We start from the raw sequence: 22487 nt of genomic DNA, 5'->3' as shown, positions 1-22487 counted from the left end.
TTAATTACGTTTTCGGCCTTGGTGTTGATTGTGGTAATAATGCTGTTAATCCACCATCCACGTAGACGCATGTGCCCGTTATGAATGATGCCTGCTGCGAAGCTAGGAACGCTACCACGTTGGCAACCTCCTCCGGTTCACCAACCCTACCCATTGGGTGTAGGCTACCCCACTCGTTAATCTTGCGTCTAATGGCCTCCTCATCATGACCAACCTCAAGTTCAGCAGCCCATACGAGCAATGGCGTTAGTATTGATCCTGGACACACAGCAACAGCCCTAATTAATGGTGCGTAGTCAACAGCTATTGCTCTAGTTAAACCCAGTAGTGCGTGCTTGGAAACCACGTACGCAGCCGCATTCCTGGTGGCTACTGTTGACTGGACTGAGGCAACATTTATAATAACCCCACCCCCAGTCTTAAGCATAATGGGTATTACACTCCTAGCCATGTAGAAGGCGCCATTTACATTAACGTTAATAACCCTATTCCAGTCTCTTAAATCAATGTCATGAACCCTACCGTAAAGCTCAATACCAGCGTTGTTAACTAGAACATCAATGCGATTATACTTACCAGCAACCCTATTAACCGCATCATTAACCTCCCCGTGGTTTGAAACATCAACCTTAATGAACTCTGACGCATTATCCCTAGGCTCCTTAACATCAAAGTTAACCACGAGTGAACCCTCCTCAATGAACCTCCTCACTATGGCTAGACCGATTCCACTTGAGCCACCGGTTACGATAACAACCTTACCCCTCAAATCCGGGTACATTAAGACACCTTGGGGAATAGTGAATTAACTCCCTTAAATACGTTAATTAATTCAACATAGGGTTCATCACTTAGGTTAACTAGGCCGTAGTTACCGTCCTCAGCATCAGGCCTCCTTCCATCAAAAGGCTCATCCATGTACTCCCACCAAAGATAACCAATGAAGTAACCCTGCTCCAGTAGCGTGGGTATCCAGTACTCAACATACCTAGCCCTCTCCGCCTGGGTATTAAGGATTACACCAGCACCCCTAGTGTTAGGGTGCCCAGTATCCCTAGCCCTGAAACTGAATTCACTTAGAAGTATTGGCTTACCAGTCTTAAGGTGCACGTAGTTAAAATACCCCACTGGTGGATCTTCACCATAGTAGTTTATGGATAATGCATCATAGTACCTAAAAACCCTCAACCGCCTCCTTACCATTGGCACCGGGTCTACGGTCACCTAGAACCAGGTGATTCGGGTCGAATTTCCTAATCGCATTAACAGTAACCTCACTATACCTTGAGGCAACCTGCTTGGCGAAGGTTGTCTTAAAGCCTCTTAATGAATCCTTAACTGGTGCCTTAGCCTCAATAACCTGAAGCTCCCTGTACTTATAATCCATTAAATCATCAAAGCCCTTAATCCTCATCCCGGTCCTGGAGTTGAATTCCTTAACATCATTATTAAAGTAACTGGCTAATGCCCTAATGAACTCAACCTTACCTGGTTCACCCGGCGTCATGTCGGCGTACTCAGCGAAAATGACCTCTGGGTTGAAGTCAACTTCATTATCAGTGAAGTAACCAACCAGCATTGGGTCCTTAGGCTTACTTAACTGTGAGGCCGCTGATTCAGCGGCTTTAACGAAATCCGGGTCGTATACGTCTGGGAATGTGCCGAATGGTTGCCAAAGCACCTCAGGGTTCCTGGCTAGGACAAGCGTCCTCCTGGCTAAGGAACCACCCTTAAGCCTATAGTAGCTTGGTGTTACGCTGAGGATCACGGTGTACGGTATACCTAGGTCAATGTCTGACCAAGCCCCAAGGGTGTTGAACCCCCACTCCCTAAGCCTACTTGCAGTGGCCTTAACCCAAGCCTCCCTTGAACCATACTTCCTCAATGCATTCTCAGTGTAGGGTACATCACCATTTATTGAGACATCAGCATTAAACCTAACGTAGTTAACACCCCTGATTATGAATGCGAAACCATCCGGGTCAATGAGGAACCACCTACCGTTAATCCTGGTTACGTAGAAGAAGCCCCTTGAGACTGCAGTAAGGCATTTACAGCCGCCAAATGAATCTAAGTCACTGGGGGAGGTTGCTGCAAGCATAAGAATGCACGTGCTAGGGGTTAATAAGCAACGTAGGTATGCTTCACCGGCTTATCATAAGCTTCCCCCTAATTCACCTTCCCTCACTCAACCTTCTCTCCATGGAAGCCTATGTTAAGAACCCTAACCCATGAGGCTTACCCACTAGTTGCTTGAACCCGTTTTAGAAGTATTATTCAAGGTGCAATACATTATTAAGCAGTTGGGTGCCGGGGTATTGTGAGGGTTAGTAGGGGGGATTTACTAAGCCTCTTAAGGAAGGCCACCGACATGGATCAGTACGTTGATAGGGTTAGGGGTATTATTAATGATGTTAAGGAGCATGGTGATGAGGCATTACTCAGATTAACAAGTGAACTGGATGGCGTTAAGTTAAGCTCCATTGAGTTGAGTCAAAGTGAATTGAGGGCATTAGCCAGTGGTATTGAGCCAAGGGTTAGGGAGGCTTTGGATGAGGTAATGGCCTCGGTGGAGTCTTTCAATACTGGTGTTAAGCCAAGGGACTTTGAGGATTACCACAGGGGCTTGAGGAGGGGGGTTAAGTGGGTGCCTTTAAGTAGAGTTGGCTTATACGTGCCTAAGGGCTACTTCTCAACACTGGTTATGACAGGGGTCTTAGCTAAGGTGGCTGGTGTTGAGGAGATAATTGCTGTGACACCACCTAGGCGTGATGGCTTAATTGATCCTGAAATCGCCTACGTGGCCTTAAGGTTGAATGCAAGGGTTTTCAGGGTTGGTGGGGCGCAGGCCGTGGCTGCATTAGCCTTCGGCACCGAGTCGGTGCCAAGGGTGGATAAGATTATTGGTCCAGGTAACGCCTACGTGCAGGCGGCTAAGCTACTGGTTTCAAGCCACGTGGGTATTGATGGTGTAGAAGGACCCACTGAATTAGTAACCTGCGCTGACCCAGGTATTAAACCAATCACCGTGGCCCTGGACTTGGCTGCTCAACTTGAGCACGCCGGGGCAGTGGGTGTGGTGGTTACTTGGAGTGAAGGGTACTTAACGGCTATTGAAGATGAGTTAAGTAAGTTAACTAATGCACCATACTTCTCAACACTGGTTAATGAACCTAGTGAATGCGTTAACGTGATTAATGAGGTGGCGCCGGAGCATGCATCAATATGGGGTGTTAAAATACCCATTGAGGGTATTAGGAATGCTGGGGCAGTATCAATAATGGCTCCCTCAGCCCTAGTGGATTACGCCGCTGGGCCAAGCCACGTCCTGCCCACGGGTGGTTCAGCTAGGTGGAGGGGTGTTTTAACGCCAATGGACTTCATGAAACCCATAGCCTACGTGGAACCCACCAGTGGGGATGAGGCTAGGAGGCTTGGTGAATTAGGGGCAGTACTGGGTTTAAGGGAGGGGTTTAGGAGGCATTCAGAGGCATTAACGAATTGGATTAACGAGGAGTGAAACCCTCAAGCAAAGTACCTGGTGTTTATTTAGGCAAAGCATTTATACCGTTGCCTAATAATGCCTAGGTGGATGATTGCGACTTCCTTAAGGTGCTGGAGGGCGTGATTGATGATAGAATTAAGACTAAGAGGCAGGGTAGTTACACTTACTCACTCTACGTGGGTGGGGTTAGTTTAATCAGTAAGAAGGTGGGTGAGGAGGCTGTGGAGGTTGCCGTGGCGGCTATGGCTAAGGATAAGGATTGGGTTGTTAGGGAGTCAGCTGACCTAATGTATCATCTACTAGTCCTACTGAGGGTTATGGGGCTTAGTTTAAGCGACATATGCAGGGAGTTGAGGAGGAGGCATGAGGGTGAGGGGAGTGGTTAAGGTTGGGGTTGTTAACTACGGTGTGGGTAATGTTGGAAGCATCTTCAATGCCCTACGTAGGATTGAGGCTGAACCACTATTAATCAATAATACCGCTGACTTAAGGAGCGTGGACGCCGTAATACTCCCTGGGGTTGGTTCCTTTAACTCAGCTATGGTTAATTTAAGTAGGTTAACTGATGAATTAAACAGGGTTAGGGGGAGTTCACCCATATTGGGCATATGCCTAGGCCTACAGTTAATGTTCAAGGGTAGTGATGAGGGGGAGTTAAGGGGCTTGGGTTGGTATGATGGTTGGGTTAATAGGATTAGGGGGCCAAGGGTGCCTCACATTGGTTGGGATTACGTTAAGTTAAGTGGGGATTGTAACCTAGGGGTGGCTAGGGGTTACTACTACTTCATGCATAGTTACGCAGTGGTTAACCCGGTTAATGAACCCCCATTTGTCGGCTTCACTAAGTACGGTGACTCAACAATACTGAGCGTACTCTGCGATGAGGGTAACGCCACCTACGGTACCCAATTCCACCCTGAGAAGAGTGGGAAATTAGGCTTAAGTATTCTGAATGGCTTAGTTAATTTAGCTAGGAGGTGAATCATGGTTTCAATAATGTTTTAAAGCAGCCTTAATTAGGCTTCATTAATGCTGCCTAATGGTGTTAATGTACTTAAGTTAAGCCCAGAGGAGGCTTCTAAGATTGCTGAATCCCTACTGTATAGGCATACTGATGGAACCGTCGTGGCCGTGGCCCAGGATTACTTAACTAAGGATGTGTTAATGGTTGCGAACATGAATAAGGAAGCCGTTTTCAAAACATTAACCACAGGAATGGTTCACTACTGGTCCCTAAGCCGTAGGAGGCTTTGGTTAAAGGGGGAGACAAGCGGCCACTACCAGTATTTAATTGATTACAGGATTGACTGCGATGGTGATGCATTACTGCTTAAGGTTTACCAAGTGGGTAACGCATGCCACCTAGGTACTAGGTCCTGTTTCGACGCCAGGTACGTGAATAGGATTCATTTATAGGCTAAATGCGTACCCTAATGCCTAACTCTGATAAGTAGGCTTTGAGTATCGAGATGTTTATTACACCCATGTGAAACACGCTTGCAGCCAATGCAGCATCAGCGTACTTAAGAACCTCAAGGAAGTGACTAGGCTCCCCAGCACCTCCACTTGCTATTACCGGTATGTTAACTGCATCAGCCAACCTCCTGTATAATTCAATATCGTAGCCTGCCCTGGTTCCATCAGCATCAATACTAGTCACCAGTAATTCCCCGGCCCCAAGCTCCTCAACTGTTCTAGCCCAATCAACGGCGTTAAGTAGTGTTTCCCGCCTACCCCCCATTATGAAAACCCTCCACTCATTATTAATCCTCCTGGTGTCAATTGCAACAACCACTGACTGGGACCCATACTCCCTAGATAACTTAGCCACTATGCTGGGATCCTTAACCGCTGCAGTATTGATACTAACTTTATCTGCACCAGCCTTGAAGGCTGCGTCAGCATCCTCCATACCCCTAATACCCCCACCAACCCCTAGGGGTATGCTTACTGCAGCGGCCACGTTGCGTACTGTTTCAAGGAATGTTGACCTACCCTGCACTGTGGCGGTTATGTCTAGTAGGAATAATTCATCAGCCCCCTCCTCCTCATACCTTGAAGCCAACTCCACTGGATCACCCATTACCCTAAGCCCCTCGAAGTTAACCCCCTTAACCACAATGTCTGCGTCAACATCCATGCAGGGTATTATACGCCTAACCAATCCAATTGGCCTAGTCATAAAACCCCCTTCAAACTCGGTACTCCACCACCCTTAACCTGTATCGCTTGACCAATGGCTAAGCCCAATGCCTTAAACACGGACTCGGCTATGTGGTGGTTATTCTCACCCCACATTACGTTAACGTGTATTGTAGCCCTGAGTGATGAGGCTAGGCTCCTAATGAAGTGGGGCACCATTTCAGTAGCCATGTCGCCCACGGTCTCCCTTGTGAAGGAGCCCTTAAACATGAAGTAAACCCTACCACCCAGGTCCACTGAGGCTAGGGTTAATGCATCATCCATGGGTATTATAGCCCAACCAAACCTAGCTAACCCAGTCCTATCGCCGAGTGCCTTATCTAGGGTTGAGCCAAGCACTATGGCGACGTCCTCAACAACGTGATGGTCATCGAAGCCCCTTAGGTCAATTGCCTTAACCCTCCCTGAGGCCCCCATGTAGAATATGAGTGTCTCAACCATGTGGTTAAGGAACTTAACCGGTGTGTCAACGTTAACCTCACCTGGCTCTAGGCTTAACTCAACCTTAACCTCAGTCTCCTTAGTCCTACGCTCAACCACTGCGCTCCTAGGCACTGCACCTCACCCCCTTAACGTAGAGTGCGTAGCCTATTATGACTCCGTCAAAGCCTAAGCCCCATAGGTACTCCACGTCACTGCAACTTGATACGCCGCCTGCGTAGTAGACCTCCTTCCCAATATCCCTAAGCCTCTTAACTAATTCACCATTAACCCTAGGCCCCATTCCAGTACCCTCAACACTCACGTTAGTGTAGATCACTGCACTAACCCTGGGTAGGTTGCTTAAAGCATCCATTATCCTCCTAGCCCTAACCCCCCATCCCCTCGTCATTAACCATTCACCATCAGTGTCGAGGGATACGGCAACCTTATCAACCCCAAGCCTATTAATCATGTTAAGCAGTAAGGCTGGGTTCTCCACGGCCACGGTACCCAGTACGACCCTTGAGCAGTATTTTAGAAGTAGTTCAGCATCCTCAATAACCCTAACCCCACCCCCAACCTCACACCTCCCGTTAACAGTGGCCCCTATCTTTGCTATTGAATCCACGTTAATAGGCTTACCTAACTCAGCCCCATTTAAGTCAACAACGTGTATGAATGGGTAATCCTTAACTAGGCTTAATGCCTCATTTAGGTTTAGCTTAACTAATTCACTACCCTTAACCCCCCTCACCCTCTTAACCACTAGGCCATTGCTTAAGTCAATTGATGGTATTACTAGCCTACTCACGGTATCACCTTCTCAATACTCAACACTAATATATCCTTAGCCCCAGCCCTCTTCAACAGTGGGAGTAGGTCAGGTATTGATTCCTCTGGGACAACTGATATAACCTCCTTCATGGGTTTACCTGATGCAACATCAGCCACAGTGGGCCCCTCCATTGCTGGGAGGACTTTAAGCACCGCGGCTAAGTCCTCTTCAGGGACATTCATTAGGATTAGCTTCCTACCGTTTGACGCTAAGGCACCCCTCATTAGTATTAGGAATTTATCCACGAATTCCCTCTCATCACCATTCAATTCCCTTGGGGTAACTAAGACGGCTTCACTCTCCATGATTACGCCAATTGGCTTAAGGCCATGGAGCCTAAGCGTCGTGCCAGTTGACATAACGTCAACAATACCGTCAGCTACATTAAGCAGTGGCATTACTTCAGCGCTACCGGATATTCTAACAATCCTAACCCTCCTACCCAGTTTACTGAAGTAGGCGCTTGTTATGTTAACGTACTTTGTGGCTAACCTAAACCCATCCTTAATCTCATCAATACTACTAATCCCTGAACCTGAAGGCACAGCAATAACAATCCTCCCCCTACCGAACCCAAGCCTCTCAACAACATTCACCGAGGCACCGTTCTCAACAACATAGTCTAGGCCCGTTATACCCATTATGGCTGAGTTTGACTCAACAACACTGGGTATGTCCTCTGGCCTAATCCTTATTAAACTGAGTGAACGCCAACTTGTTGGGAGTACAAGGGCCCTATCATCCATTGACTGAGGCTTAATGCCAACGTAGTTTAGGAGACTCATGACAGGCTCCACGAGTCGTCCCTTGGATGGGATTGCCATTAAGTATGTTGGAGGTTATTCATCAATGCCACGGCTACTGAGGGTATATAAGCATTACCTATTGGCACGTAGTTTAGCCTTAATTGTAAATAAACTACATTCAACATTAGAATTAACACTAATGATCCTTAACCATGAGTCCCTTACCCAGGCAGTATTACTATAAATAATAATTCTCAATACCGATTCCCCTATTATTAAATATGATAATGAACATGCTTACGAAAACCCTCAGCCTCCCTCCTTTCATTACTCATCCTTAGGGACAGGAAGCATGAAGGCGCCTAGAATCCTTCCCATGCCTTGAGTTTTCTTTTCCTCACTATGAATAAGTATAATGAACTGGGTTTGAATAATGTTTATAAGTAAGCCTTAGTTACCTTAAATCATGTCTATAAGGGCACAGGTAATATCAACTGTAAATGAAAAGGGTATTGACGAAATGGGTCCTAATGACCTAATCGTCAAGTATCATTCAGTTGACGTGAGGACTAGGTCAAGGCTAATAGTTTACTCAAACCAGAAAGCAGTAGTCAGGTTCCAAGGCCAGATAACGGGTGTATTTGACCCAGGTGCCCATGACCTACAAACCCCAGCTAACCCTGTTTCACAATTCTTCGCCAGGCTTCAATACTCAGGTAACCTACCATGGGAGGTGGAGGTGCTTTACGTTAGCACTGCTCGCCATGAGGCTAGGAGTGAGGGCTCAACGCAAACTAAGGAGCTTGTACCAATGAGATACCAGGTAGCCTACTACTTCGTAATATCAGATCCAGTTAAGTTCATTAACTCAATCCAGTTCAGTGAACTTAAGTACACTGTTAATGATTTCGCAGTATTCCTATCCCCTATAGTTGATCAATCAGTCTCCCAGGTGCTTAACATGACTTCACTAAGCGAGATCTACGCTAATCTACATAAGGTAACCGACGCCGTAACAGCATCCCTTAGGTCAGTGATGGATGAGATGGGTGTTAACCTACTCACCTGCAGGATTGTTAGGCTTGAGCCTGAGGATGAGACCATGAGGAGGATAATACAGTTCACTGCCATTGGTCTAGACCCAACCACGGCCATTAGGGCTAGGTTAGCTGAAATAATGGCTCAACGCTCAGACCCAGCTGCAACAAACATGATGCTTGGCGTACCCTACTACCCAATAAACCTAGTTATCGGTGGGGCTGGTGTACTGCCCCAGATTCAGCAAATTCCACCAAGCGTTAAGCCCAGTGAGAAGCCTAGGGAGAGGAGGGAGGAGGAGTAGTAGGGGTTATGAGTACTAGGGATGTTAGATACGGGGCGGTTGCTGGAATCGGGTACTCATTCACAGTATCAATATTAACAATACTCCTTGAACTCCTAGCCGACGTATTCTACCCAGTACCCGTAGTTATTAGCCCCCTCTGGGCAATATACAGGGGGCTTTGGGTCAACCTACTCCTAATACTAGCCCTCTACGGAGTATTATTAATCTTCGTTAAGCCTTACAGGTCGGAGAACCTAATGGGTTATAATACGCAGTTATTTGCACCAACAATGAGGATAGCCGCATACACCATAGTCACCGAGGCTATTTTAACGGTTATAGTGGATTCTTATAATGGACCCTTCAGGACTAGGGCTGGGTTATTCATAGTTATTAATATTATCGCCGGGCTACTGGGTGGTTACCTGGGCGTTAAGTTGAGTAAGCCTTAAATTCACTCAACCAGTGAAGAGGGACGTGAGTAATCAAGGTAGTGGACAGGGAACCCCCATCTCTGAGTCACCGTTAACACCATTGGAGAGGCTTCAATTAATGGTACCAGGCTTCAGGGGTTATAAGGTTAAGGACTTGATTAGGCAAGATGACTTCCTGGTGAGGAAAGCCGTAACGCAGATTCTTGAGGAGGCTAGGAGCATTATTGAGGCTAATGAGGCGGCTATAGCTCAAACAGATCCATTCAACCCAATTATTCAACAGTATGAGGCATTACTCAGTGAGCTTAGGAAACTGATAATGGAGGTTTACAACGCCCCATTAGGGGATTCTGGAATGCATGATAGGTTTAAGGTTTACCCAGAGGACTTGGAGAACTTGGTTAAGTATGATTTAGCATTGATTAATTCAGCCAAGAGCATACTTGAGGCCGCTAAATCATCTCAACAACCCCAAGCCATAATGAGCCTAGTTAGGGAGGCTAGGGGTTACTTCACTGAGAGGCAGAAGCTACTACTGCCCAGTAAATTGAGGACTTAAGATATTAAATATCTAACCTACTCCCATCCTAGAGAACCGAGGGTTCCATTAAGGTCTTGGGTGCTACCCCTTTAAGGAAGCTACTCTATTATGGCTCATGAAGAAGGATAAAAGGCTTTTTAACCATGCTTATTATTAACAGTCATTAAACCTGAGGTGGAGTAGAGTCAACAGTTTTAAACACTATTCAACTGAATCATAGTAATGGTGGTTACACTTGAGAAAGTCTTAAGGGGCTCCTTTGACATGCATGTGCATACAGGACCTGATGCAGTACCTAGGCTTCTTAATGATTTAGAAATGGCTAAGTTATTTAAGAGTAATGGGTTTAGTGGTTTTATTATTAAAAACCATTATACGCCAACCCATGATAGGGCTTACTTGGTTAATAGGATTGTTGATGGGGTAAGGGTCCTTGGCGGTATTGTATTAAATGAGGCTGTGGGTGGATTAAATCCAAGGGCTGTTGATATAGCGGGTAGGTTAGGTGCATTAATCGTTTGGTTTCCCACCGTGGATTCGTTGAATGAGCATAGGGAGTTAAGTAAATGGGAAAATCATCCTCATCCACCGGCGTGGGCTCGTATGCAGTTGGAGCTGCGTAGTAGGGGGTTACTTGGTGAGGGATTAACTGTACTTGATTCTGAAGGTAAAATAAAGCCTGTGGTTGATGAGGTACTTGAATTAATAAGGCAGTACGACATGGTACTGGCCACAGGTCACCTAAGCCCCATTGAGGGTATGGAACTAGTTAAGAGGGCCTTTGAGAAGGGTGTTAGAAAGGTAATTATCACGCACCCCGACTTCACTACAACTAGGTATACGTTGGAGCAGCAAAGGGAGCTGGCTAACCATGGGGCCTACTTGGAAAGAACCTTTGAGAATGTTCTAGCTAAGCGAGTTACCGTAAATGATTACGTAAGAATGATAGTGGAGACTGGAGTAGAACATAACATAATTAGCTCAGACCTAGGGCAGGTGCATAATCCACCACCAACTGAGGGTCTTAGGGAATTTGTGAGGCAATTGATTGAGGGTGGGTTATCTCCAGATGATGTGGAGGTAATGATTAAGGAGAACCCGCAAAAACTCACCTGATTTTAAACTGAAAACTGAATTACAGCATCACTGCTGTCTTAGGATTTCCTCACCCACGTGTAGTCTTCCCTTGGTTTCACCCAGTACTATGCCTATGAATAGGACTATTAATCCCAGGACCACTGTATAGATAAGTGGTGGCCAGAAGATATCATGTAATGCTGATATCATGAATGTTAGTATGTATGGTGATAAACCACCTATGAATCCCACACCGATTTGATAAGCAGTGGAAATACCAGTATACCTAACCTCAGGTGGGAACATTTCAACAAGTACTATGGGCGTTATGGCACCTGAAATCAACCAGAAAATTAATCCACCAAGCACTATTGCGCTCATAACAAGCGTGGGGTCGCCGCTTAGTAGCATTAGTAAATATGGCGCTATGAAAACAATTGCGCCTACTGCATTCGCTAATATTAAGGGTCTTCTACCAATCCTATCTGATAGATAGCCGAAGGCTAGTGCAAGTATTATCAATACTGGGGAGGATATTAATACTCCCTCTGAGACCACGGAGTAGGGTACGTAGGGTTTATGAAATGCCTTAGCAATGGTTGTTGCGTAACCCAGTGCAAAGGCGAAGTTTAGGTAGTAATAAGCCCCATTTACTATGCCTACTAGGAATAAACCCATTAGGATTAATTTCCAATACCTCCTGAACGCCCCGGAGATTGGGTTTTTAACCACCCTGCCCGTCTCCACGAGTTTTTGAAAAACTGGGGAATCAGCAACCCTAAATCTTATGAAGACGCCGATTATTGATATGATGAAGCCTATTGCGAAGACATACCTCCAGCCAACAGCGTAGAAGCCGCTTTCACCAAGCAGTGAGGTGAATAATAGTGTGAATCCACTTACTAATAAAGATGCCACGGGTACGGTAGCCTGGAGAAGACCTGAGAAAAAGCCCCTTAGATTTGGATTTATGTACTCTGAGGTTAGGGAGAAACTACCACCCCATTCGCCACCAAGCCCTATGCCATCAGCAAATCTCAGTATTGCTAATAATATTGGTGCCGCTACACCAATCTGTTGATACGTAGGTAATATTGCAACTAATAATACTGATATCCCTGCGATGAGCAATGTGAAGTATAGTGCACGTATCCTACTAAATTTATCACCAATATAACCAAAGATCAAGCCCCCAGCCGGCCTACCCACGAATCCTATGAAGAGTACAACATAGGCATAAGCCAGTGATAAAACAGGTATAGTCTTTGGGAAAAACACTTGCGCTATCACCGGGGCTAGTAAACTGTATAGGAAGAAGTCATACCACTCAAAGGCGATACCAAGGGTTGTACTAATTATTGCCTTGGTTCTCATTGATACCATAGTAGGTCAATCATATTATGTACACATAAAATTTTTAAGTTTTATGCATAGTTATGAATTATGTGGATTAAACTGGGCACTATTATTCCATCATCAAATACCACAGTAGAGAGGGAATTCACGAGAACTATACTTGAGCCTGATGTTACAGTGCATACATCACGAATAACATTGAAGGAAGTCACGTTAAATGGCCTTAAGGAAATGGAGAGGGAAACAGAGCGTGCAGCTCAGGAATTAGGCACTGCGAAGGTAAATATAATAGCCTATGCATGCACCACAGGGAGTTTATTCAAAGGCCCCAATCATCATCTAGAGATTAAGCGTAGAATTGAAGATATAACTGAAATACCAGCCGTAGCCACATCTGGCGCCGTAATAGATGCCCTTTCTTATTTTAATGCACGTAAAGTATTGGTGGTTACGCCATATATTGATGAATTGAATGTTAAGGAAAGGGAGTTTCTTGAAGCCCATGGCATCCAAGTAGTGAGTATAAAGGGACTCGGTATCTCCGATAATACAGTGATTGGATCCCTGGACCCCAGCATTACCTATGAGACTGCATTAAATGAGGCACGGAGATTTGGCTCTGATTATGACGCATTATTTATTTCCTGCACTAATTGGCGTAGCTTCGAAGTAATAGGTGATCTTGAAAGGCAATTAGGTAAACCAGTGATTAGTAGTAATAGCGCCACACTATGGGCTGTAATAAGAAACCTAGGTATCAAGGTTAAATTAAGGTATAATTTAGGAGCATTATTTAGTGACTTAACATTATGATTCAATTAAAAATCAATACTTATTGATAAATTTACTTTACTCCTCAAATATATTATGAAGTTATTTGATTTATTGCTTAATGGCTCTATGGTTTCATTTCCCTTAATCATAAATGGCGCATCATGACCAGGGATTATTATGTGAGCCATATTTATAGCCTTGACTATGCTTGCATTAGCCTTATTAATGTCATAGTATGCAAATGTTGTGGATTTTTTAATAGCCTCTGTAATATACTTAATTGCATCCCCAGCAACTAAAGTATCATTATTAATCACTACCCCTATACTACCCGCCGTATGCCCTGGTAATTCCACAAATTTAATTCCATATAATTCATCATCCTCCTTTATAAATACCAGTCTATTTCTCATTAATTGTAGTAAGAAGGGGACTTCATATGGGTCATTACTACTCATTGAGTATTCATACTCATTCTTTGATATGTATATTTTAGCGTTGGGGAATAGAGTTATGTTAAGTGCGTGATCATAGTGCACGTGTGTGAGTATTATGTGCTCAACATCACTGGGCTTAATTCCCCTACTACTCAATGCCTTTAACATATACTCCCTATTTCCATAATGCCCTGGATCAATTACTACATGATACCCATCCGCCTCTACGAGTAGTGATGTGCAGTACCCCACGAAACCCATGTTAGTATATAACGGTACTCCTGGTGATAGTACTTCCCACTTATGCATTTTATTGATGTGAGGGAAAAAGATATAAACTTATTGCGTCTCCATGGGTTGTATGGTTATTGTTGCTGTTGATGTTGGTGGTACTTTTACGGATTTCGTTACTTTAAGTGATGACGGTTCAATAGAATCCTTTAAGGTTCTTAGTACACCTAGGAATCCTGAGGCAGCAGTATTAGGGGGTCTTAGGAGGATTAATGCCCGTATTGATGAGGTCCTGCATGCAACCACAATTGGGACAAATGCCCTATTGGGTCAGGTGGGTCTTGAGTTGCCTAAGGTTGCCTTATTCACCACTAAGGGTTTTAGGGATGTTATTGAGATTGGGCGTCAGAATAGGCCTAGGCTCTATGACTTATTCTTCGAGAAGCCTAAGCCCCTTGTACCCAGGGAGCTTAGGTTTGAGATTGAGGAGAGGACGTTAGCTAACGGTGAGGTGGTTAAGGAGGTTAACCCACGTGAGGTTGAGGAGTATGCTGTTAAGGCTAAGTCCCTTGGCGTAAACTCAGTTGCAGTATCTTACCTGCACTCATACATTAATCCACGTAATGAGGAGATTACAGGCAGTGTATTAGGCAGGTACTTTAACTACGTAGCCTTATCAAGTAAAATTGCCCCAGAGCCTAGGGAGTATGAAAGAACCTCCACAGCGGTCGTTAATGCTGCCTTAATGCCCATTGTTAGCCAGTACATTAATGAGTTTTCCAAGGGCCTTAGGGAGCTGGGTATTGATAAGTTCTTCATAATGTCCAGTTCAGGAGGCCTAGTGGATAGTGATGAAGCCACTCAGAGGCCTGTTCAATTAATTGAATCAGGCCCAGCAGCCGGCGCCGTGGCCGCTGCGGAATTCTCAAGGATTATTAGTGTTAGGAATGTTATTGGATTCGACATGGGTGGGACCACGGCGAAGGCATCATCCATAGTTAACCATGAACCCGAGGTAACCACGGAGTATGAGGTCGGCGGTGAGGTTCACCATGGGAGACTAGTTAAGGGCAGCGGTTACCCGGTGAGATTCCCATTCATAGACCTTGCTGAAGTATCCTCAGGTGGTGGTACAATTATTTGGCGTGATGAAGCCGGCGCCTTAAGGGTTGGGCCATTGAGCGCGGGTGCTGATCCTGGGCCAATATGCTACGATAAGGGTGGTGTGGAGCCAACGCTCACTGATGCTAACCTAGCCCTAGGTAGAATTGGGGATTACCTCCTTGGTGGTGAAATGAAGCTGAATAAGGAAGGCGCCATCAAAGGGCTGCGTAGACTGGGTGATCCAATTGATGTTGCTCTCAACGCCATTAAACTCGCTAATATTGAGATGGCCAGGGCAGTGAGGCTTGTTACAGTGGAGAGGGGGCTTAATCCAGGGGATTTTGCATTAATGGCATTCGGTGGTGCTGGTCCCCAGCACTCTGCTGAGATTGCTGAGGAATTAGGGGTAAGCACCATTATTGTGCCACCGGAGCCTGGTGCTTTTTCCGCTCTTGGTTTATTAATGGCTGATGAGAAGTTTGAGGTGAGGATGTCGTATCCAAGGGATTTAGAGGAGGGTTTTATGAAGCTGGAGGATGAGTTAAGCCAGAGGCTTGGCAAGGTGTCTTACTTCCTCAGGTACGCTGACGTTAGGTACAGGGGGCAGGGCTGGGAATTAACCATACCAGTGAATAGGCCTGCTAGGATTGAGGACGTGGAGAGGACCTTTAATGATAAGCACCAGGCAACCTACGGGTTTAGGTTGAGTAAGCCTATTGAGGTTGTTACCATAAGGGTCTTCGCGGTGGTAACAAGGTTGAAGCCTAGGTTCAAGGTGAAGAACCTGGGGGGTGAGGCTAAGCCAAGGGGCTTTAGGAGAGTCTTCTTTAATGAGTGGGTTGAAGCACCCGTTTACTGGCGTGGCGACATACCCATGGGGCAGGTGATTGAGGGACCAGCCGTAATTGAGGAGTATGGTTCAACAATAGTGGTGCCGCCTAGGTGGAGGGCTGAGGTTGGTGGGAATGCGGAGGTGATTATGAGGAGGTGACGCCATGGTATCCTGGGAAATAATCTACAGGGCATCAGTATTCATAGCTGAGGAAATGGGTGTGGCATTGAAGCGCTCGGCCTTTTCCCCAAATATCCGTGAGAGGATGGATCACAGTTGCGCAATTACTGATGAGGATGGGAATATCATTGCCCAAGCCGAGCACATACCCGTTCACCTGGGTTCCTTTAAGATTGGTGTTAGGAATCTTTTAGACTGGTTATCCAGGGAGGGTGTTGAGCTTAGGCAGGGTGACGCCGTTGTCTTGAATGACCCGTATATTTCAGGGACACATTTAAACGACGTTATGGTTACTCAACCCATATACCACGGCAGTAGGTTGGTGGGTTACGTTGTTAATAAGGCTCACCACGTTGATGTAGGCGGCCCCGTACCCGGTAGTATTAATCCAAACGCCAGGACACTGTATGAGGAGGGTTTAATACTGCCTCCCGTTAAGATAATGGATAACGGTGAACTCAAGCGTGATGTCCTTAACATAATATTGAGTAATTTCAAAACAACTGAGGCTGCTCTCGGGGACATTATGGCTCAATTATCAGCCAACTCAGTGGGTGTATCTAGGGTTGCGGAGTTGATTAGTAAGTATGGTGTCGATGAGGTTGTTAACTCATGGAGGGAGAGCATTACATACGGTAGGAGGCTGAGTCTACTTGAAATTAGTAAGTGGCCTAGGGGTGATTATAATGCTGTTGACTACATGGAGTTGGGGGATGAATTACTACCCATAAGGGTTAAGGTTAGTATTAACGATGAGGGCATTACCGCGGACTTCTCTGGGACGCATGGGCAGGTGGATGCCCCGATAAATGCGGTTTACGGTGTAACCTTCTCAGCGGTCTCATTCGCCATTAGATCCTTGATTCAAACCGATGTACCAACCAATGAAGGCTTCTACAGTGTAATCAATGTTAATGCACCTGAAGGCACCCTGGTTAACCCAAGGAAACCAGCCCCAGTCTCAGGGGGTAATGTGGAGACCACCCAGAGGATTGCGGATGTGGTTTTTAAGGCATTAGCCAATGCACTACCTAACAGTGTCCCAGCAGCCGGCTCCGGAACCATGATGAATATCATGATTGGCGGCGCATTACCCAATGGAGGCTACTGGGCTTACTATGAAACAGTGGGTGGAGGCACTGGTGGTAGGCCTGGGAAACCTGGTGTGAGTGGTGTTCATGTTAATATGACTAACACCTTGAATACACCCATTGAGATTGCTGAGAGGCAGTACCCATTATTATTCACGGCTTACAGGATTAGGGAGGGTAGTGGTGGTTACGGTAAGTATAAGGGTGGTGATGGGGTGGTTAGGTCATTTAAGGTGTTAACTAAGGCTAGGCTCTCAATAATGGCTGAGAGATTCAGGACTAGGCCGTGGGGATTACAGGGTGGTGGAGATGGGAAACCAGGTAGGGTTACTGTGAGGAGGCTTAATGGTGTTGAGGAATTACCAAGTAAAGTAACCATTGACCTGGAGCCTGGGGATGAGGTCATAGTTGAGACACCTGGTGGTGGGGGTTGGGGTAGTGGTTAGGCTAGTTAATGGTGAGCTTTGATATGAAGAAGCCTTCAGCATTATGAATATGGGGCATTACCCTACCCACAACGCTTGATACAGGGTAATTCACGTAACCGTTACTTAAATCACCCACACTGGGCTTAACTAAACTAACACTACTTGATGAGTTAATTCTCTCAATAACCTCCTCACCCTCCTCAGGTAGTATTGAGCAGGTAGCATATACTATTGATGCATCCTTAAGCTGGTTAATTAAGTTAAGTAGTATTGATGACTGCACCAGTGATTGACGCTTAACCAAGCCTGGATTACTGGCTAGTATTAGTTTAATTCCCGGATCCTTTGAGACTGCCCCGCTTGAGGTGCATGGTGCATCAATAAGCACCTTATTAACATTAACCCCAGTTAACCTTAATCTACTTGAGTCTGAACGCATTATATGCACCCTTGAGTCATCAACACCCATTCTCCTTAATATTGACCTCATTTTACTCAACCTATTCTTAGAAACATCAATAGCAATGACCTCAGCCTTATTATCAGTTAACTGCATTATTAGACTAGTCTTCATACCTGGGGCGGCGCAGGCATCAATAATCACGTCCCCGGGTTCAGGCATTAGGTTGAGTACCACTAATGCCGACGCCAAGTCCTGGGGAACCACAGCCCCATCCTTAAATAGCCTTAAGTAACCCATTGGCCTCCTATAACCCTTAACCAGTAGCATGAATGGGTATAGTCTACTTTGAGTGAATTCAACCCCCTCATCCTCAAGGAGCCTAATGGCCTTATCTAAATCCACCTTAAGCGTATTAACCCTAAGCCAAGTAACCCTCCTGTTGAGTGATGATAAGTAATCCTCAAGTTCACTAAGCCCCATTCCCCTACTCAACTCCTCCACTATGAATCTTGGGAAGGAGTACTTAATGGATAGGTACGTTAACGGGTCATTATCCTTAACCTCACTTAACCTAGCCTCAGCGCCCTCAACCCTACCCCTCACCCTCTTCCTAAGCCTCCTGGAGTAGTGGTCATTAGTGTTTAGGAGTAGCCAGGTCTTGGCTATAGCCTTCCTTGAGCTTGAACCCAACAGTTGCTTAGCCATGAAGGATAAGTAGGCGTAATTCCTAACAACATCACTAACCGCATTATAGTAAACCCTAAGCGGTGCCTTCAACCTATGCCTAAGCCTGGCGTAGTGGAATGCCTTATCCATTGACACTAACCTATCCTCAATAATGTACATTACGTCAGCGGCGAAGTCCACGAAGTCTGCCCCTAGGTTAAACTCAACCACGGTTAATTTGGCTTAAACCGGGATTTTAAATGAATAAGTGGTTTTATAGGCATTTAACTGAATAATTCCTTAACCTCACTGGATACGTAACCTCCCCTCCATATTGATCCCTTTAAGTGAGGCTGATACTTGGGTATTATCCAGTAAACCATGAGTGGCGTGTATATTAACCCAGATAATATGAAGGCCAGTACCCATGCATTATTGAATAGGATACTGTGGTACGGTATTGGAGCGTATATTATGAAGGTGACCACGGCGAAGGTTATGAAGGCCGCTGGGTTAATCCCCCTCCAGTACCTGAACCTACCGTGGCTTAGGAAGACGTCCTGAAGCTCAAACTTAAACCTCCTTATTAATGCGTAATCAAATATTATAATACCCTCCACTGAGCCTAATAATCCACCGTAGGTTAGTAGCCAATTGTATAGGTAGCCGTAGGCTGAGCCATAGTATGTCCATGCACCTAGGAGCACTGCAACAGCAACCACTATTAAAACACCCCTGAACCAGGTTATGTACCTGGGTAAGGTATTGGCGAAGTCATAGGCTGGTCCAACGGTGTTGGCGAATACGTTAACAGCGAAGGTGGCTAGGAGGAATAGTAGATTAACCACCACGCCGGCAATGGGCCCCATGTAGAGTGTTGATAGGAGTATTGGATCCCATATTGGTTGACCAGTAAGCCTCATAACAGCCCCAGTGGTCATGGTGCCCAGTACAGCCACTGTAAGCATCATGAATGGCATTGGGACCTGCCCAATCATTTGAGCCACCTGGCTCTTAGCGAACCTGGTGTAATCAGGCATTGATAGGGCCATGGTTGCCCAGTAGGCTATGTTTGCGTTTAGGAAGGCTAACCAAGCCAGCCAGTAGGCTGAGCCCCTTAGGCTACTGTGTATTGAGAATATGTTACCGTAATTCCAACCTGATGCTGACATGAAGTGTAGCCATAGTGCAAGGAAGCCGGCCAGTATTAACGGTGCCGAGAGCCTTGCAAACCACTTTAAGGCTGGTTGAGCATTAGGCACTGGGGAGTGGTATAGTAGGATTAGTTGAAGAATTATTATTGCAATGAAGGTTACCCAGAAGACTTGAGGGAAGGCTATACTTATTGTGAATGGTGACGCAACACCCTTAGCCACAAGGGACTCAATAACCGGTAGTTTACCGCTTAAGACCGCGTAAATGCCTACTGCGGCCTCAGTCATAATGTATGACTCAATACCCCACCATCCGGCACCGATCACAGCCCTTATCCAACTGGGGAAAACAGCCCCGTAGACACCCCACCTAGTCCTAGTTAAAACTGGTTCAGGTATACCGTACCTTGCGCCACCGTGGGATTGAATTATCATTGGTACTAGGACTATTAGGTTGCCTAGGAAGACGACTAGTATTGACTCCACCGCCCCTAGGCCAAAGGATAAGCCGAGGCTTGCCAGTGACCAACTTGGCACTATGAAGGCCATGCTGAACCATATTGCTGCATAAGTGTACCAGCCCCAGGTCCTCTTACGTATTGGCGTTGGGTGAAGGTCACTGTTCCATAGGTACTTCTCCTCAGGGTATGAGACCTTTAACTCTAATTGACCCCTCTCTCTATTGTAAACCACCGTTGACTGGGAGTTTATTGTTTCCCCCACGAACGCCCTCGACCCGACTACTGGGCCCCTTTAAAATCTAACTCTCCCATTAAACAGTAATACCCTATACACTCCCCTTACTGACGGACTCCATCATCTTCTTAAGCCTAGCCTCAACAGCACCAAGCACTGTTAAGTAATCCGCTGGATTAATGTACTCCAGTGGAGTCCTGTCTAATGGGCACTTGTAATCATACATTAAGGCATCATCCTCACTATACCTCTTAAAGCACTTGGGACAAATGTAGATGGGTGTATTTGTTAACTGTTGCATTAATACACCAACCTTATCCAAAACACCACCTATTAGGTTGATTAGAAACCTCCTAATATCCTCATCCTTAATGGACCACGATTGCTCAATCCTACCGGCCGCCTCATTAAACTCCTCAACCACTGAGGCAAGCCTCATATTGTATAGGGCTTGGAGAATCCTCCTAACATCAATAGCATTGTAGCCGACAATTGAAGTCAACTTATCATCAGTCATAGCCTCCCCCCTACTTAAAAGCGTGTTAAAAATGGCCACAGCCAACTTACCTAACTCATCATCACCAAACTCAATGAGAATCCTCCTATAGACATACCTCCTAACCAACTCAATGTAAGGCTGCATTAGCTGCACTCATTGCAACGGTTTATTAACATTTATGCGTAAGCGGTATGAAACATCACATAAGGCATATATTGCAATAATCCTTGTTAAAATAGAGGAAATAGGGAGGCATTTCATATACTTACTGCGCCTACCACTTTAATGTAATTCAGCATAAGGATTATTATTCCTGAATGCATCTCTAACCCCAATATTTAAAAATTCACATGTATTATTAGGTTATGGTTCTCGTTAAACCAGTACTACTCCCCTATAGGGTTCCGGTTAATGATCTTAAGGGTGGTGTTGGGACACCGTATGTGATTTATGATGTTAGGAGGGATAGGTATTGGTTACTCTTCACTGGTTGGAGTGACCCCACTGGCCTTAAGAGGGAGGGTTTTGTTGCACCTATTGATGAGTCCCTTAACGTTGACTTAAGCCAATTGAAGAAAATACTCCCCTCAAGCTTCCCTGAGCAGGTGGATTACACTAATAATGCAGTGAGGGGTATTTACAATACGGCTAGGGATGAATTCTACGTAACCTCAACCCACGGTAAGGATGCCTACATTCTCGTTTTTGACCATGACTGGAATCTTAAGGGGTATAGGAAGCTTATTGAGGGCTTTAGTAAGGATTCAGGAGTACCCATTAAACCCACTGGTGCTTATGGGAGTATTAGGGATGCTATAGCTGTAACGCCTATTGGCGACTCAAGTGCAATCGGGGTGTTTGCAATTAGGAGTATTGATGACTTGAATACGCTTAAGGTTGAGGATTGGGGTGAATTGGGGCGTTGGGGTAGGGGTAATGATGTCATTGACTTCACCTTAATGCCAAGGCTTCAAGTATTCGTTGAGGTTGATTCACCCAACAGGTGGGTTCTGCAAACATACATTGGCCCAGCATTAGATGAGTTAAATTCAATAAGTGACCTAGCCAACATGGGTATCCTAGAGGCTTCATTAATGCCGCTACTTGGTGTTGAGGATTCATTCACGCAAATAGGTCACCCACACTACACAGTGATGCCTGATGGGAAGCCTAAATTACTCGTGGCCTCATTTAGGGATACCTGGAGCAATAGGCCTGATACTAAGAAGGAGGGTTATACGCATGAGATTTGGGCAATATACATCAATGATGAGGTGGTATTCAATCCATCAAGCTACGGTGAATTAAGAGGAGTATTCAATGGCACGGAAAGCAAATGGTACTACTTGCCCAAAGCCAGTAGGTTAATGATTTCAGTAAGTGGTGATGCTGAATTAAACATGAAGCTTGATTTACATGATGATGATGTTGAGGTAATTCAGTTAAGCAAGGGATTAAACACTGTGAGTAATCCAGCAACATGGGTTAAGGTAAAGGCGAATACACGAATTAAAGCAGTAATAAAAGCAGTGGTAGGTTAATAATTCCC

The 22487-nt window shown here is 45.5% G+C and carries 24 protein-coding genes; 12 read left to right on the top strand and 12 right to left on the bottom strand.

Annotated features, from left to right (window positions below; all coding sequences use genetic code 11):
• Positions 1–4 precede the first annotated feature (4 nt).
• From CMAQ_RS07250 to CMAQ_RS07240, 3 genes are read right to left on the bottom strand one after another with little or no spacing between them, the layout of a single operon-like run.
• Positions 5–781: an SDR family oxidoreductase gene (locus CMAQ_RS07250; protein WP_012186453.1), complete on the bottom strand. Its 777-nt coding sequence runs from the start codon at positions 779–781 to the stop codon at positions 5–7.
• Positions 781–1209, bottom strand: coding sequence for a hypothetical protein (locus tag CMAQ_RS07245; RefSeq protein ID WP_156769872.1), 429 nt, complete (start codon positions 1207–1209; stop codon positions 781–783). The genes CMAQ_RS07250 and CMAQ_RS07245 overlap by 1 nt, the downstream gene beginning before the upstream one ends.
• A complete protein-coding gene (locus tag CMAQ_RS07240; protein ID WP_048062735.1) occupies positions 1175–2101 on the bottom strand; it encodes a hypothetical protein in 927 nt (308 codons plus the stop codon). The genes CMAQ_RS07245 and CMAQ_RS07240 overlap by 35 nt, the downstream gene beginning before the upstream one ends.
• 219 nt (positions 2102–2320) lie before the next feature.
• On the opposite strand from CMAQ_RS07240, the gene hisD reads away from it, so the two are divergent.
• The 4 genes from hisD to hisI all read left to right on the top strand — a co-directional run bounded on the left by hisD (position 2321) and on the right by hisI (position 4921).
• A complete protein-coding gene (gene hisD, locus CMAQ_RS07235; RefSeq protein ID WP_012186452.1) occupies positions 2321–3520 on the top strand; it encodes a histidinol dehydrogenase in 1200 nt (399 codons plus the stop codon).
• Between the two features lie 68 nt (positions 3521–3588).
• Positions 3589–3891, top strand: coding sequence for a phosphoribosyl-ATP diphosphatase (gene hisE / locus CMAQ_RS07230; protein WP_012186451.1), 303 nt, complete (start codon positions 3589–3591; stop codon positions 3889–3891).
• The gene (hisH, locus tag CMAQ_RS07225; RefSeq protein ID WP_156769871.1) at positions 3884–4486 is read left to right on the top strand and encodes an imidazole glycerol phosphate synthase subunit HisH; all 603 of its coding nucleotides are present in this window, start codon (positions 3884–3886) and stop codon (positions 4484–4486) included. Before hisE ends, hisH begins: the two co-directional genes overlap by 8 nt.
• A gap of 48 nt (positions 4487–4534) precedes the next feature.
• Entirely contained in the window at positions 4535–4921 is a 387-nt protein-coding gene (gene hisI / locus CMAQ_RS07220; protein WP_012186449.1) for a phosphoribosyl-AMP cyclohydrolase, read from the top strand.
• A 1-nt stretch (position 4922) separates the two neighbouring features.
• Here hisI and hisF read toward each other — a convergent pair whose 3' ends face one another.
• The 4 genes from hisF to hisG are packed head-to-tail and all read right to left on the bottom strand — an operon-like array spanning position 4923 to position 7789.
• Positions 4923–5687 (bottom strand): imidazole glycerol phosphate synthase subunit HisF, encoded by a 765-nt coding sequence (hisF, locus tag CMAQ_RS07215; protein WP_012186448.1) that lies wholly within the window; start codon positions 5685–5687, stop codon positions 4923–4925.
• A complete protein-coding gene (locus tag CMAQ_RS07210) occupies positions 5684–6262 on the bottom strand; it encodes an imidazoleglycerol-phosphate dehydratase (RefSeq protein WP_012186447.1) in 579 nt (192 codons plus the stop codon). The genes hisF and CMAQ_RS07210 overlap by 4 nt, the downstream gene beginning before the upstream one ends.
• A complete protein-coding gene (locus tag CMAQ_RS07205) occupies positions 6255–6941 on the bottom strand; it encodes a HisA/HisF-related TIM barrel protein (protein WP_012186446.1) in 687 nt (228 codons plus the stop codon). The genes CMAQ_RS07210 and CMAQ_RS07205 overlap by 8 nt, the downstream gene beginning before the upstream one ends.
• Complete coding sequence (gene hisG / locus CMAQ_RS07200; protein ID WP_012186445.1) at positions 6938–7789, bottom strand: ATP phosphoribosyltransferase; 852 nt, start codon at positions 7787–7789, stop codon at positions 6938–6940. The genes CMAQ_RS07205 and hisG overlap by 4 nt, the downstream gene beginning before the upstream one ends.
• A gap of 388 nt (positions 7790–8177) precedes the next feature.
• Here hisG and CMAQ_RS07195 point away from each other — a divergent pair, with 388 nt between their 5' ends.
• The 4 genes from CMAQ_RS07195 (at position 8178) to CMAQ_RS07180 (ending at position 11126) form a co-directional block, all read left to right on the top strand.
• The gene (locus tag CMAQ_RS07195) at positions 8178–9053 is read left to right on the top strand and encodes an SPFH domain-containing protein (RefSeq protein WP_012186444.1); all 876 of its coding nucleotides are present in this window, start codon (positions 8178–8180) and stop codon (positions 9051–9053) included.
• A gap of 8 nt (positions 9054–9061) precedes the next feature.
• Positions 9062–9487, top strand: a complete 426-nt coding sequence (locus tag CMAQ_RS07190; protein WP_012186443.1) for a hypothetical protein — start codon at positions 9062–9064, stop codon at positions 9485–9487.
• A 25-nt stretch (positions 9488–9512) separates the two neighbouring features.
• Positions 9513–10028 (top strand): hypothetical protein, encoded by a 516-nt coding sequence (locus tag CMAQ_RS07185; protein ID WP_156769870.1) that lies wholly within the window; start codon positions 9513–9515, stop codon positions 10026–10028.
• 204 nt (positions 10029–10232) lie between these two features.
• Positions 10233–11126, top strand: a complete 894-nt coding sequence (locus CMAQ_RS07180; RefSeq protein WP_012186441.1) for a DUF6282 family protein — start codon at positions 10233–10235, stop codon at positions 11124–11126.
• 27 nt (positions 11127–11153) lie between these two features.
• Here the strand turns inward: CMAQ_RS07180 and CMAQ_RS07175 are convergent, their stop codons facing one another.
• On the bottom strand, positions 11154–12470 hold the full coding sequence (locus tag CMAQ_RS07175) for an MFS transporter (protein ID WP_012186440.1): 1317 nt from the start codon (positions 12468–12470) through the stop codon (positions 11154–11156).
• 60 nt (positions 12471–12530) lie between these two features.
• Here CMAQ_RS07175 and CMAQ_RS07170 point away from each other — a divergent pair, with 60 nt between their 5' ends.
• Complete coding sequence (locus CMAQ_RS07170) at positions 12531–13256, top strand: maleate cis-trans isomerase family protein (protein WP_012186439.1); 726 nt, start codon at positions 12531–12533, stop codon at positions 13254–13256.
• A 5-nt stretch (positions 13257–13261) separates the two neighbouring features.
• On the opposite strand, the gene CMAQ_RS07165 is transcribed toward CMAQ_RS07170, so the two are convergent.
• Positions 13262–13963: an MBL fold metallo-hydrolase gene (locus CMAQ_RS07165; protein WP_012186438.1), complete on the bottom strand. Its 702-nt coding sequence runs from the start codon at positions 13961–13963 to the stop codon at positions 13262–13264.
• Positions 13964–14015: 52 nt separating this feature from the next.
• Here CMAQ_RS07165 and CMAQ_RS07160 point away from each other — a divergent pair, with 52 nt between their 5' ends.
• Positions 14016–15980 carry a hydantoinase/oxoprolinase family protein gene (locus CMAQ_RS07160; protein ID WP_048062733.1) on the top strand — a complete coding sequence of 655 codons (1965 nt, stop codon included), beginning with the start codon at positions 14016–14018 and terminating at the stop codon, positions 15978–15980.
• Between the two features lie 4 nt (positions 15981–15984).
• Positions 15985–17538, top strand: coding sequence for a hydantoinase B/oxoprolinase family protein (locus CMAQ_RS07155; protein WP_012186436.1), 1554 nt, complete (start codon positions 15985–15987; stop codon positions 17536–17538).
• Position 17539: 1 nt separating this feature from the next.
• On the opposite strand, the gene CMAQ_RS07150 is transcribed toward CMAQ_RS07155, so the two are convergent.
• The 3 genes from CMAQ_RS07150 to CMAQ_RS07140 all read right to left on the bottom strand — a co-directional run bounded on the left by CMAQ_RS07150 (position 17540) and on the right by CMAQ_RS07140 (position 21082).
• On the bottom strand, positions 17540–18820 hold the full coding sequence (locus tag CMAQ_RS07150; RefSeq protein WP_012186435.1) for an RsmB/NOP family class I SAM-dependent RNA methyltransferase: 1281 nt from the start codon (positions 18818–18820) through the stop codon (positions 17540–17542).
• Between the two features lie 53 nt (positions 18821–18873).
• Positions 18874–20466 (bottom strand): NCS1 family nucleobase:cation symporter-1, encoded by a 1593-nt coding sequence (locus CMAQ_RS07145; RefSeq protein WP_012186434.1) that lies wholly within the window; start codon positions 20464–20466, stop codon positions 18874–18876.
• Positions 20467–20530: 64 nt separating this feature from the next.
• A complete protein-coding gene (locus CMAQ_RS07140) occupies positions 20531–21082 on the bottom strand; it encodes a transcription factor (RefSeq protein ID WP_012186433.1) in 552 nt (183 codons plus the stop codon).
• Positions 21083–21303: 221 nt separating this feature from the next.
• Here CMAQ_RS07140 and CMAQ_RS07135 point away from each other — a divergent pair, with 221 nt between their 5' ends.
• Positions 21304–22479: a hypothetical protein gene (locus CMAQ_RS07135; RefSeq protein ID WP_012186432.1), complete on the top strand. Its 1176-nt coding sequence runs from the start codon at positions 21304–21306 to the stop codon at positions 22477–22479.
• Positions 22480–22487: the final 8 nt, after the last annotated feature.

The sequence above is a fragment of the Caldivirga maquilingensis IC-167 genome, assembly GCF_000018305.1.
In the GTDB taxonomy this organism is placed as follows: domain Archaea; phylum Thermoproteota; class Thermoprotei; order Thermoproteales; family Thermocladiaceae; genus Caldivirga; species Caldivirga maquilingensis.
The sequence above is the reverse complement of the archived record's forward strand: the minus strand, read 5'-3'. Positions and strand labels throughout refer to the sequence as shown.